General features: G+C 71.7%; 11 protein-coding genes. 6 read left to right on the top strand and 5 right to left on the bottom strand.

The window, feature by feature from the left end; translation table 11 throughout:
- Positions 1-72 precede the first annotated feature (72 nt).
- On the top strand, positions 73-798 hold the full coding sequence (locus H4N64_RS27375) for a TetR/AcrR family transcriptional regulator (RefSeq protein WP_186285094.1): 726 nt from the start codon (positions 73-75) through the stop codon (positions 796-798).
- A 112-nt stretch (positions 799-910) separates the two neighbouring features.
- On the opposite strand, the gene H4N64_RS27370 is transcribed toward H4N64_RS27375, so the two are convergent.
- A complete protein-coding gene (locus H4N64_RS27370) occupies positions 911-1,972 on the bottom strand; it encodes a hypothetical protein (protein ID WP_186285093.1) in 1,062 nt (353 codons plus the stop codon).
- Positions 1,973-2,391: 419 nt separating this feature from the next.
- On the opposite strand from H4N64_RS27370, the gene H4N64_RS46215 reads away from it, so the two are divergent.
- Genes H4N64_RS46215 through proB form a run of 3 tightly spaced genes read left to right on the top strand, consistent with a single transcriptional unit; the run spans position 2,392 to position 6,166 of the window.
- Positions 2,392-3,945 carry a WhiB family transcriptional regulator gene (locus H4N64_RS46215; RefSeq protein WP_272491821.1) on the top strand — a complete coding sequence of 518 codons (1,554 nt, stop codon included), beginning with the start codon at positions 2,392-2,394 and terminating at the stop codon, positions 3,943-3,945.
- Complete coding sequence (locus H4N64_RS27360) at positions 3,942-4,952, top strand: alpha/beta fold hydrolase (RefSeq protein ID WP_186285092.1); 1,011 nt, start codon at positions 3,942-3,944, stop codon at positions 4,950-4,952. Before H4N64_RS46215 ends, H4N64_RS27360 begins: the two co-directional genes overlap by 4 nt.
- Entirely contained in the window at positions 4,949-6,166 is a 1,218-nt protein-coding gene (gene proB, locus H4N64_RS27355) for a glutamate 5-kinase (protein WP_186285091.1), read from the top strand. The genes H4N64_RS27360 and proB overlap by 4 nt, the downstream gene beginning before the upstream one ends.
- Before the next feature lie 81 nt (positions 6,167-6,247).
- Here the strand turns inward: proB and H4N64_RS27350 are convergent, their stop codons facing one another.
- The 4 genes from H4N64_RS27350 to H4N64_RS27335 form a co-directional block, all read right to left on the bottom strand.
- A complete protein-coding gene (locus H4N64_RS27350) occupies positions 6,248-6,409 on the bottom strand; it encodes a hypothetical protein (protein ID WP_186285090.1) in 162 nt (53 codons plus the stop codon).
- 15 nt (positions 6,410-6,424) lie between these two features.
- Positions 6,425-7,744 carry a glutamate-5-semialdehyde dehydrogenase gene (locus H4N64_RS27345; protein ID WP_186285089.1) on the bottom strand — a complete coding sequence of 440 codons (1,320 nt, stop codon included), beginning with the start codon at positions 7,742-7,744 and terminating at the stop codon, positions 6,425-6,427.
- Complete coding sequence (locus H4N64_RS27340) at positions 7,741-7,890, bottom strand: hypothetical protein (protein ID WP_186285088.1); 150 nt, start codon at positions 7,888-7,890, stop codon at positions 7,741-7,743. The genes H4N64_RS27345 and H4N64_RS27340 overlap by 4 nt, the downstream gene beginning before the upstream one ends.
- A gap of 493 nt (positions 7,891-8,383) precedes the next feature.
- Complete coding sequence (locus H4N64_RS27335; protein WP_186285087.1) at positions 8,384-9,370, bottom strand: DMT family protein; 987 nt, start codon at positions 9,368-9,370, stop codon at positions 8,384-8,386.
- Positions 9,371-9,552: 182 nt separating this feature from the next.
- Here H4N64_RS27335 and fdxA point away from each other — a divergent pair, with 182 nt between their 5' ends.
- Both fdxA and H4N64_RS27325 read left to right on the top strand, forming a co-directional pair.
- Positions 9,553-9,876 (top strand): ferredoxin, encoded by a 324-nt coding sequence (fdxA, locus tag H4N64_RS27330; RefSeq protein WP_186285086.1) that lies wholly within the window; start codon positions 9,553-9,555, stop codon positions 9,874-9,876.
- A gap of 122 nt (positions 9,877-9,998) precedes the next feature.
- The gene (locus H4N64_RS27325) at positions 9,999-11,765 is read left to right on the top strand and encodes a GDSL-type esterase/lipase family protein (RefSeq protein WP_186285085.1); all 1,767 of its coding nucleotides are present in this window, start codon (positions 9,999-10,001) and stop codon (positions 11,763-11,765) included.
- Positions 11,766-11,770: the final 5 nt, after the last annotated feature.

Raw genomic sequence — 11,770 nt, 5'->3', positions numbered from 1 at the left:
GCCTGATAGGATATTTTCACTGTACAGTGAATTACTTCTTCCTAAATTTCCCATGCAGAGTGCAGTGATCCAATGAAACCCAGCCGCCCGGACGGTTCCGCTTCCACCCCCGAAGGACCCGACCTGTCCGCGACCCCGGCCGCACACCGGAGTCGTCCGAAGCGTGCCCGCAGCGGGCGCCGCCCGGGCGACAGCGGCACGCGTGAACAGATCCTCGACGCGGCACTGCATCTGTTCGCCGAGCGCGGTTACGCCCGTACGACGATCCGCTCCATCGCAGAGAACGCCCAGGTCGATCCTGCTCTGGTGCACCACTTCTTCAACAACAAGGAAGGCGTGTTCGACGCCGCGGTCAACTCAAGCCTCAGCGTCTCGGCGGTTGTCGGCGAGGCGCCCCTGGCCGACACCTCCACGTCACAGGCCGTCTGGCTCGCCACGACGTACTTCTCGTTCTGGGAGAACGAGAGGACGCGTTACGCCATGAAGGCCATCTACCGGGCGGGGCTCGCCGACAGCGACACCTCGGGGGTTCTCAAGCACCGTCTGGAGACAAGCGCCAAGGCCTGGGCGAGCGCGTCGGGTTACAAGGAGCAGCCGGACGCCGAGATCCGGACGGCCCTGGCCTCGGGCCATCTCGCCGGGCTGGCCATCCTTCGCTACATCATCCAGATGCAGCCGCTGGCGGACATGGACTTCGACGACTTCATGGCCTGGGTGATGCCGTCACTGGAGCTGCGCCTCTCCGCCACGTTGGAACCGCGCAATTCCGACGAAACCGACGAGACCCACGAGAGCTGACTCACCTTCTGGCACACGTGAAGCCGACGACCACCTACCGCAACGGGCGGGCGGGACCAGGCCATTGACCTGGTCCCGCCCGCCCGTTGCATGGGATGTGGCGCGCAGGACGTCACACGTCATCCCGCCAGATGGCCTGCATCGCGGTCAGGAAGATCCCGGGTCCGACACCGAAGACGACACCGCGCGCCCCTGACGCGGGCGGTTTGGCGAACGTGCGCTCCAGCGTGTCCAGCAGCGAGGCAGAGCCCAGATTCCCCAGGTCGCGCAGGGAGTCGCGGGCCGGACCGAAGATCTCCGGCGAACACTCAAGGCCTTCGGCGAAGCGCTCCAGGACCCTGGGACTCCCGGTGTGGGAGACGGCGAACTCCAGCTTGCCGTCCTCGCCGGCGGGCGCGGTGCTCTTCAGCCACTCCTTCAGCCCAGGCATGAGTCCACGGATCGCGTCAGTCACCGCCGGGGAGTTGTACATGTGCAGACCCTCGTTGTCCATGTAGGTACCGACGACGTCACGAGCGCTCACCTCCAGGCAGTTCCAGGAATTGACGATCTCCATGTGCCGACCGGTCGACCGGTCGCGGACGACACAGGCACCCGCCGCGTCCCCGACGAGCCCCTTGAAGATCATTCCGTCCATGCCGTTGTCGCGCTCGTGCAGGTAGTGACTCAAGGCGTCGGCACACACCACGAGCACATTGGATTCCGGCCGTGCCATCACCAACTCCGCGGCCATCGAGATCGCGAACGCCCCTCCGCCGCAGCCCATTTGGGTCACTGGTACGCGCCGGGCCCCAGGCGCGATTCCCAGCCGCTCCATGAGCATGATGTCGAGCCCGGGCATGGTGTGTCCCGTGGCGCTGGACACCATCAGAGCGCTGACCTGCTCCGGCTCCAGTCCGGCCTCGCGCAGGGTCGCGCGCGCTGCCCGCTCCGCGAGCTCCAGACAGTCCCGCAGGTGCTCACGGGTGCGCTCGCGGACCGAACCTCCGTTCCTGAACTGCTCGGACAGTGGGCGGGTGAACCAGCGCGTCCGTACGGTCGTGGCGCGAATGACCTCGAAGGCGCGCGCGAGTTTGGGATGGTCCGGATACAACTGCGCCATGCGTTCCAGGACTTCGTCCGTGCTGACCTGGTGAACGGGCAGAGCGACAGCGGGAGCAATGACGACTGGCACGACGCCTCCAAAGCGGTGGCTGACTTGCGGGAGTAGGGAGCACCGACCACGTCCGGCCCGGTGGTCGGGCGGCCGAGCGACGTCGCAGTCGTCGCCGGGCACGGGCTCTCGCCGTGCAGATTTGCGCATGCCGAACACTCCCCCCGGTGTCTGACGGTGCTTTCCCTCGCGGGCGCTGTGCGGCGCGGAATGACGAGTGCGCATGAAAAGGCGCAGCCCGCACCGGCACACGACGTTCCAGAACCTTGTCTCCGAGGTGCCCGCCCTTCCGAGCGAGCCTCGGGGTGGCCTCTGAACTCGAAGGTACGAGAGCCGAGTTGACTCCAACTAGAGCGAAATTCAACGCGCATGGAATTCAATCCGGGAGGACAGCCGAGAGCACCGGCCACCGGGATCACACCGAGAAAGGGCCGACCGCCATGCACGCACCGCCGCACCACGCGGACCCCGACCCCTGGACCGAACGCGCGGCCTGCCGCGACACCGACCCCGAGACCTTCTTCCCGCTCCCCGGATCCTCCGGCGGCCTCGACCGGGAGGCCATGGCCAAGCGCCTGTGCGGACGCTGCCCAGTGGCCCGGGAGTGCCTGCGCGAGGCCCTGGTGCGCGACGAGGGCGCCGGGATCTGGGGCGGGTTCAACGCGCGGGAACGGCGTGAGCTGCTGCGTATCGCGAGCACGCTGGAGTCGACGGCCGCGGAGCTGGCCGCGTATCTGGCGGCCGGCGGGCGCAGGCTGAGCGCGACGCCCCGGGAGCGGCCGGCGTATGTGTGGTACCTGCGCCGCCACGGCTGGACCCCGCGCCGGATCGCGGGCGCCCTCGGCATCTCCTTCGGTCAGGTCCAACAGGCCTGGCAGCTCGCCGAGTTGGCGTCCTCCTGCACCCGCGGGCCGGTGAGCGGCATGCCGAATCCCCGGGCGCCGAGAAAGCGGGTACGCCGGACCGGCGGCGGTGAGCAGGGGGTGGTCGGCGTCGAACGCCCCGAGATACGCGGCGGCGTGGCGGCCCTGGGCCGAACGCCGCTGACCGGGTACGGGGCGCGGCGGCGGGGCACGGCCCCGGAACGACCGCAACTTCCAGCCGGCGGGGGCCATCCGGCGGGGCCGGTGCCTGCGGATCGGCGGGGGGTGCCGCTGGCGGGGGATGGACGAGGGGTGCCGCTTGCGGCGGACGGGCAGGGGGTGCCGCTGGGCCCTGCCGGGCGGGGGGCACCGGGTGGCAGGCGCGGGCCGGTGCCGCTGGGGCCTGCCGGGCGCGGGGTGCCCGGCGGCCCCCGTACTCCAGTGTCGCTGAGCCCTGACGGGCGCGGGGCGCCAGGTGGCACGCGTACTCCAGTGCCCACCGGACCTGACGGGCGGCGGGGCGTACCGGGCAGCAACCGTACTCCGGTGCCGCTGGGGCCTGACGGGCGCGGGGTCCCCGGCGGCCCCCGTACTCCAGTGCCGACCGGACCTGACAGGCGGCGGGGCGGGCCTGGCGGCAACCGCACTCCAGCGCCCCTCAGCCCTGACGGGCGCGGGGTCCCCGCTGGCACGCGTACTCCAGTGCCCACCGGACCTGACAGGCGGCGGGGCGTACCGGGCAGCAACCGTACTCCGGTGCCGCTGGGGCCTGACGGGCGCGGGGTCACCGGCGGCCCCCGTACTCCAGTGTCGCTGAGCCCTGACGGGCGGCGGCTGGAGGGTTCGCGGGGCTCCCAAGTGGCGGCTGGTGTGCGGTATCCGGCCGGGCCGGCGCCCACGGACCGTGCGCGCGTGCCGCTCGCCCCCGAGCCTCGCCGTGTCCCGGGTCCGATCTCCGCCGACCGCACCCGTGTTCCCCTCGTGCCCAAGGCGCGCCGTCGGCCCACCGGTCCCCGGGTCACGCTCACCAGCAGGTCCGCGCGCACCTTCGTGGCCCCCGGCAGTCCCCGGATCACCATCACCATCAGGCCCGTTCCGGGGGCCGGTGCCGGTCAGCGAGCGGCGTCATGAGCGCCGTACGGATGGGGCAGGACCGGCGGCTCGCCGGGACCGTCATCACGGAGGACGGCGCCGAGATCGTCGTGTACGCCCACGGTTCGCCGGAGGCCGAGGCCACCGTCGTACTGTCGCACGGGTGGACCATGTCGGCGCTCGAATGGCGGCCGCACATCGACGCGTTGACGCGGCCCCGGCCCGGGTTTCCCGCGCTGCGGGCGGTCAGTTACGACCAGCGCGGGCACGGCAGGTCCACGCGGGGGCAGGCGCCGTTGGACATGGCGTTGCTCGGACGGGACCTGGACCTCGTGCTGCGCCGGGCGACCTCGCCGGAGGACGGGCCCGTGCTGCTCGTCGGCCACTCCATGGGCGGCATGGCCGTACAGCAGCTCGCGGCGGCCCGGCCCGACCTGATCGGGCCGTGGGTGTCCGGTGTCGCGCTGTTCTCGACGTGTGTGGAGGACGTCGGGGCGGTTCCGTTCGTACCCCAGGACCGGGCAGCGCAGCGCAGGGCGCATGCCGAACGGCTGGTCGCCGACGGTCTGTTGCGCTCGCCGGGCTGGGCCAAGGCCGTGCACCGGCTGCTCACCGGACCGCTCTCCCACCCCTCGGCCGCCCCGATCTGGCACGCCCTGTTCGGGCGGGGCCCGGGGACCGACACCGCCCGGGCCGACGCGCACGCGCTGCGCGCCATCCCGCCGCTGACCGTCGCCGAGTTCTTCGCCGCGCTCACCACGCACGACTGCGCGGGCCGCCTCGGCGCGCTCGGTCGGGTGCCGACCCGGATCCTGGTCGGCGCCCTGGACAGCTACACACCACCCGCCCAGGCCCTGCGCCTGGCCGACGACATCCCGGGGGCGACCCTGCACACCGTGCCGAAACAGGGCCATGACCTGCCGTACGAGCGCCCCGTGCTGGTCGTGGAGACCGTGCACGCGCTCTTGGGCGACCTACGAGACCGGCGCGAGTCAGCCCCGAGTGAGCCTCGGGAACTCGCCCTCAAAACGGGAGCGGAACGATGACCAGTCCCCCGACTCCTGCCGCCGAGGCCCTGCGCCCTGATGTGCTCAGGGCACGGCGGATCGTGGTGAAGGTGGGTTCTTCGTCGCTGACGACCGCGGTCGGCGGACTGGACTCGGACCGCGTGGACGCCCTCGTCGACGTCCTCGCGCGCACCCGCGCCACCGGCACCGAGATCGTCCTCGTCTCCTCGGGCGCGATCGCCGCAGGCCTCGCCCCTCTGGGTCTGGCGGAGCGCCCGCAGGACCTGGCCGGGCAGCAGGCGGCGGCCTGTGTGGGCCAGGGTCTGCTGGTGGCCCGCTACACGGCCTCCTTCGCCCGCTACGGCCTTCGGGTCGGCCAGGTCCTGCTGACCGCCGACGACATCGGCCGCCGCGCCCAGTACCGCAATGCCTACCGCGCGCTCACCAAGGTGCTGTCCATGGGCGCGGTGCCGATCGTCAACGAGAACGACACGGTGGCGACGTCGGAGATCCGCTTCGGCGACAACGACCGCCTCGCCGCCCTGGTCTCCCACCTGGTCCGCGCCGATCTGCTGGTCCTGCTGTCCGACATCGACGGCCTGTACGACGGCGACCCCCGGCGACCGGGGGCGCAGCGTCTGAAGGACGTCCACGGCCAACAGGACCTGGCGGGCGTGGAATTGGGCGGCGCGGGAAGTTCGGGCGTGGGCACCGGTGGCATGAAGACCAAGGTGGAGGCGGCGCGGATCGCGACCGGGGCGGGCGTCCCGGTGGTCCTCACCGCCGCCCGGCACGCGGCCGACGCGCTGGCGGGCCGGGAGACGGGCACGCTCTTCCACCGCACCGGCGACCGCAACTCCGACCATCTGCTGTGGCTGGAGCACGCCAGCAGCCCGCGCGGCACGGTCCAGTTGACCGCGGACGCGGTGCATGCCCTTGTGCAGGGCCGTGGCGCGCTGCCCGCGACGGGGGTGACCCGCGTCGCGGGTCAGTTCGTGGCGGGCGACCCGGTGGAACTCCTCGACGAAGAGGGCCATGTGGTCGCCCGCGGCCTCGCCTCGCTCGCCTTCCAGGAACTGTCCCTGCTGCGCGGCCGTTCGGGCCGGGAGGTGGTGCACCAGGACGACCTGGTCCTGCTCCCGGCCGCCGCCCGCGGCGGACTCCCGGCGCAACTGCGCCGGGAGGTGAGCGTACGGGTGCTGCCGGCCCGCGAGTTCGCGGCACGGGACGCGGGCGGACCGGGGCTCGGCTGACGGACGGGCGAAGGGCGGCACCCGTCGGATTCCACGACGGGCGCCGCCCTTCTTTGTGAGCCGCTCAGTTCTGTGAGCCGCTCAGTCGATGCTGCGGACGATATGGAACTCGGCGGGATCGTTGTCCACTCCCGCGAGACCCAACGGGGGCGCCAGTCCGGCGGGCCGACGAACCCGCCGTCGATCGTCCCGGTACACGAGCCGGCCCGCCGGCTTCGTCTTGGTGATGATGCGTATCTGCATGAACGGACCTCCCGTCTAGGGCAGTGGGGCGGTGGTTCCGCCCCGGGTGTGCCCATCGCCCACCAGGACGTATTTGGTGGTGGTCAGCGCGGTCAGGCCCATCGGGCCGCGCGCGTGCAACTTCTGGGTGGAGACGCCGAGTTCGGTGCCGAGGCCGATCTCGCCGCCGTCGGCGAAGCGCGTGGAGGCGTTGACGGCGACGACCGCGGTGTCCAGTGAGGCGACGAACCGGCGGGCGGCGGACTGCGAGTCGGTGACGATGGCCTCCGTGTGGCCGGTGCCGTGGCGCCGGATGTGCTCGACGGCCTCGTCCAGCGAGCCGACGACCGCGGCGGAGATCTCCAGGTCGAGGTACTCGCGGTCCCAGTCCTCACCGGTGGCCGGTACGACGCTGTCGTGACAGGCCCGCACCCGCGTGTCACCGTGCACGACCACGCCTCGCTCGGCCAGCGCGAGCAGGGCACGGGGCAGGAAGGCGGGCGCCACGGCCTCGTGGACGAGGAGGGACTCCGCCGCGTTGCAGACGGACGTCCGCTGGGTCTTGGCGTCGAGCAGAATCGCGAGGGCCTTGTCGAGGTCGGCGTGCTCGTCGACGTAGACGTGACAATTGCCCACCCCGGTCTCGATCACGGGTACGGCGGACTCGCGCACGGTGGTCCGGATGAGCTCGGCGCCGCCGCGCGGGACGAGGACATCCACCAGGCCGCGCAGGGACATCAGTTCGCGTACGGCGGCATGCGTGGTGCCGGGCACCGTCTGCACCGCGTCGACGGGCACGCCGGTGTCCGCGAGCGCCTTGCGCATGGCGGCGACGAGGGCGGCGTTGGTGTGCCGGGCGGTCGAGGAGCCGCGCAGCAGGGCGGAGTTGGCGCTCTTGAGGCAGAGTGCGGCGGCGTCGACGGTCACGTTCGGACGCCCCTCGTAGATCATCCCGACGACACCGAGGGGGACCCGGATCCGCCGCACCTCAAGCCCGTTGGGCATGACGGACCCGTCCACGCCGGCACCGACGGGGTCAGGCTGGGCGGCCAGGAAACGCACGGTGCCGGCGAGCGAGCCGAGCTGCTCACGAGTAAGGGTCAACCGGTCAAGGACGGTGGCGGAGAGCCCGAGTTCCCTGGCCGCGGCGACATCGCGCTGGTTCGCGGCGAGGATGTCGGCGGGGTCGACGGTGAGCCGCCGCGCGATGGCGAGCAGCGCGGCATTCCGTACGTCACCGGAGGTAGCGGCAAGCAGACGGGCGGCGGTGCGGGAGGCAAGGGCGGCATCGCGCACGTCACCTTCCCTCACCTCCGACTGCACGCCGCGAACGCCGACGGCCGCATCGGCGGTCATCCCTCACCGCCGTCCCCCACCACCACGTCCACCTGCTCCACGGGCGGCGGCGCGGGCACGGTCCCCGACAACTCGGCCAACATCACCCAGGCCAACGCCTCGGCCTCCTCCGCACGCACGGTGAGACCGGTACCAGTGCTGCTCATAGGAACTCCCTGCGATATACGGCTGATGCCGTGCCCCACTGACAAGAGGAACTCAACAACCGGTGAACTCACCTCTGCCGAGACTTACACGAGCCAAGACTCCCGACAAGGCGGGGAGTTCCGGGGCACGAGGGGGGTTGGGGCGGGGCTTGAGCGGGGCTCTATGGGTGCGGGTGAGGGGAGGTGCCGCTTCGCGCTGGACGGCATCACCTGGCGGAACAGGGCAGGACACGGGTTCGGATTGTGGGCGCTGATCGGAGGAACTTGCGGCGGGCTGCGGACGTTGAGCGGAACTCATCGCCAAGCCCCCATCCACCGCCCACCCGCACCCGCACCCGCACCCGCACCCGCACCCGCACCCGCACCCGCACAGGATTCCGCAGCCGCCGACGGCGAATCCGCCCCGCAGGGGTCACCCGCACCCGACGACGATGGCCGCACGGGTGGCACGGTTGGGAACACAAGGGGTTCGAAGGCGCAGCCGAGGCCGTAGTTACCGTCGTGACTCCGACGCCCCCACCACAACCGCCCCCGACCTCCGCAGCCGTATCCCCCAGAAATGCCCCCCAGGCGCCGCGACTTGAGGCCGCGACCCCTCCGGCGCACCCGAGGTCTCCGCACGAGCCAGGATGAACACCCCCCGCCCCGCGGCGACCGCGGCGACAAGCCCGGCGACCACCGTCATCAGCCCCGTCGAGTACCGATCCCCCAGCGCCGCCACCCCGATCACCACGGCGAACACCGGATTCACCAACGTCACCGTGGCCAGCGGAGCCTCCAGCCCGCCCCGATAGGCGAGTTGACACAACAACAGCCCTGCCGGCGCGAGAAACATCACCCCACCCGCGACCAGCACAGTCGACGCGAAGGTCCCAGCGCCCGCCCCCGTCACCCGAAGCACCGCCGTCTGAGCCAGCGCACTCGCCGCCGCGAAGGCGACCCCCGCCGCGGCCGCGTACGACAGACTCGCAACCGTCAAACCTCGAGCAACCGCCGCCGCCACAACCGGCACCCCCATCGCGACCGCGGTCAACACCACGACCCCGACCAGCTCGGCCGCGTCGAGCGTGCGACTCTCCCCGGCCGACGGGACGAGTGCCAGCAGCCCCACCACCCCCGCCACGGTCAGCCCCGTCCCCGACCAGTGCGCCGAAGTCATCCGATGCCGCAGCACACCCGATGACAACAAGGGCGCCGCGACCAGGGTCAGCACTCCGAGCATCTGCACCGTGACGAGCGAGCCGTAGCGCAGCGCGGCCGTATGCAGCACGGCGCCCAACGCGTTCAGCAGCACCGCCACCCACCAGGCCCCCGACCGCCGCAGCCCGACTCCCCGTGGCCCGGCGGCCCGAAGGGCGGCCATCCGCTGCGCAACCGCCGCGGCCGCGTAGGCCAGCGCGGAAGTCGTACCGAGCACCAGAACCGAGAACACGGTGTCATGTCCTTTCACCGCGCCGGGCACGGAGCCGAGATATTTCATTCTCTGTTGAAGTCTACGGACACTGAATTATCCATCGCAACCAGGACCGACGTGCTCCCGAACACAGGGTCACAAGGGTTCGAGACGGACTCCATCAGACATCCACGGGGATTCCTGCCACGGCTCCTACCCTCACCGCACTCACCAGCCCGGCACGACATCTGGACCACGGAGAGTCGCTCATGACGTACGTCATCGCCCAGCCCTGCGTCGACCTCAAGGACAAGGCCTGCGTCGACGAGTGCCCCGTCGACTGCATCTACGAAGGCCGGCGGAAGATGTACATCAACCCCGACGAATGCGTCGACTGCGGCGCCTGCGAGCCCGTCTGCCCGGTCGAGGCGATCTTCTTCGAGGACGACGTCCCCGGCGAGTGGGCGGACTTCCGCCGGGCCGACACGGAGTTCTTCGCCGAGCTCGGCTCCCCGGGCGGCGCCGCGAACATCGGCCCCGTCGAGTCCGACCACGCCGTGGTCGCCGAGCTGCCCGTGACGGCGAACTCGTGACGAACAGGTGAGTTCGACGGCTGTTCACACGGCCCTCGTTGACGTTCGCCCGCCACATCCATAGCTTCGTGCCCGCCTGACATCACGTCAGCAAAGGGCTTCGCCGAGGAGAGGGGCGGGACGTGCGGCCGAGTCTTCGGGGCGCGGGGGTCGTGTGCGCGCTGATCGCGGGTCTGCTGCCCGTGTCGTCCGCGACCGCCTCCGCGACGACCGCGGCCGAACCGCTCCCTCTGGAGCGGCTCTTCGACAACACCGCGGTCAGCGACGACTCCCGCCCCGCCGAGGCGGACTTCGACGGCTCCGGCGCCTCCCTTTCGGCCCATGACCTGGCCGCCGCGGGCTGGAGCCCGGGCCGCACGCTCACCGTGCAGGGCGCTCGCCTCACCTGGCCGGACAGCTCCGCCGGCGAGCCCGACAACGTCCTGGCCGACGGACAGAACATCCGCCTCCACGGCCGCGGTGACGCCCTCGCCTTCCTCGTCGCCGGCACGACCGGCGAGGAGGTGACCGGCCCCGGCACGGTCGCATACGCGAACGGCACCCGCACCCCGTACCGGCTCACCGCCCCCGACTGGCGCACCGGCCCCCTCGCCACCAAGGCGCTGGCCCTCCCGCACGTCAACACACCGGACGGCCAGCTCACCGAGAGGGCCCGGCTGTACGTCGTCACGGTGCCGCTGGCGGAGGGCCGCGAGGTGGCTTCGGTACGGCTGCCGCGCGCGCCCGGGCTGCATGTGTTCGCGGTGTCGGTGCGCACCGACACCGCCGGGTGGACCGGCAGTTGGTCCACCGCGACCGGCGGTTACGCGGCCGTGGGACCGTGGACCGACCGGACGCTGCGTCTTGTGGTGCACACCTCGGCCGGCGGACCGCGCGTCCGCGTGCGGTTCGACAACACCTTCGCGGCGACTCCGGTACGGATCGGCAGCGCCACGGTGGCGGTCCAGGCATCCGGCGCCACACCCCAGGGGACGCCACTGCCGCTGTCGTTCGGCGGCGCCCCGGGCACCGAGATCCCGGCGGGCGCCCAGGTGTTCAGCGACCCGCTCGGCTTCGAGGTGCCCGCGGACACGAACCTGCTCGTCAGCTTCCATCTGCCCGGCACGGTGTCGGCGGCCCCGGTGCACCGGCTCGCACAGCAGCGGTCGTACCTCAGCGAGCCGGGCGACCACTCGGCCGACGGCTCGGCTACGGCGTACACCTCGATCCTGACCAACTGGCCGCTGCTCGCCGGTGTGGATGTGGGAGGCGGGCCCGGGTCTGTGGTGCTGCTCGGGGACTCGATCACGGACGGGGACAAGTCCACGGTCGACGCGAACCGGCGCTGGCCGAATGTGCTGGCCTCCCGGCAGCTCGGCCAGGACGAGGTGCCGCACTATGGGGTGCTGAACCAGGGGATCTCCGGCAACCGTGTGGTCGCCGACCGCTATCCCGGGGACGGGATCTCCATGGACACGGCCGGGGTGAACGCCCTCAACCGCTTCGACCGGGACGTCCTCGCACAGCCGTCGGTGCGTACGGCGGTGGTGTTCGAGGGCGTCAACGACGTGCGCTGGGGCGCGGACTCGGAGCAGGTGATCGAGGGGCTGCGGCAGCTCGCGGACCGGGGACACGCGCGCGGGCTGCGGATGCTGGCGGCCACGATCGTGCCGTGCGAGGGCGAGGCCCGCTGCACGGCCGCCGTCGACACGGAGCGGGTCGAGGTGAACGCCTGGATCCGGGACACCGGGGTCTTCGACGCCGTACTGGACTTCGACGCGGCCCTACGAGACCCCGCGCACCCCTCGCGCATCCTGCCCGAGTACGACAGCGGCGACCATCTGCACCCCGGAGACGCGGGGCTCGCGGCGCTGGCCTCGTCGGTGGATCTGCGGGCCTTGATGCCGTGATCGTC

It is taken from the genome of Streptomyces cupreus (genome assembly GCF_014257025.1).
GTDB classification, from domain to species: Bacteria; Actinomycetota; Actinomycetes; order Streptomycetales; family Streptomycetaceae; genus Streptomyces; species Streptomyces cupreus.
This window is presented reverse-complemented; position numbering and strand designations above follow the sequence as displayed.

What these genes read in the sequence shown, in the direction of transcription:
- H4N64_RS27375 (WP_186285094.1), top strand. Translation starts at nt 73, where the DNA reads ATGAAACCCAGCCGCCCGGACGGTTCCGCTTCCACCCCCGAAGGACCC.
- H4N64_RS46215 (WP_272491821.1), top strand. Translation starts at nt 2,392, where the DNA reads ATGCACGCACCGCCGCACCACGCGGACCCCGACCCCTGGACCGAACGC.
- H4N64_RS27360 (WP_186285092.1), top strand. Translation starts at nt 3,942, where the DNA reads ATGAGCGCCGTACGGATGGGGCAGGACCGGCGGCTCGCCGGGACCGTC.
- proB (WP_186285091.1), top strand. Translation starts at nt 4,949, where the DNA reads ATGACCAGTCCCCCGACTCCTGCCGCCGAGGCCCTGCGCCCTGATGTG.
- H4N64_RS27350 (WP_186285090.1), bottom strand. Translation starts at nt 6,409, where the DNA reads ATGCAGATACGCATCATCACCAAGACGAAGCCGGCGGGCCGGCTCGTG.
- H4N64_RS27345 (WP_186285089.1), bottom strand. Translation starts at nt 7,744, where the DNA reads ATGACCGCCGATGCGGCCGTCGGCGTTCGCGGCGTGCAGTCGGAGGTG.
- H4N64_RS27340 (WP_186285088.1), bottom strand. Translation starts at nt 7,890, where the DNA reads ATGAGCAGCACTGGTACCGGTCTCACCGTGCGTGCGGAGGAGGCCGAG.
- H4N64_RS27335 (WP_186285087.1), bottom strand. Translation starts at nt 9,370, where the DNA reads ATGAAATATCTCGGCTCCGTGCCCGGCGCGGTGAAAGGACATGACACC.
- fdxA (WP_186285086.1), top strand. Translation starts at nt 9,553, where the DNA reads ATGACGTACGTCATCGCCCAGCCCTGCGTCGACCTCAAGGACAAGGCC.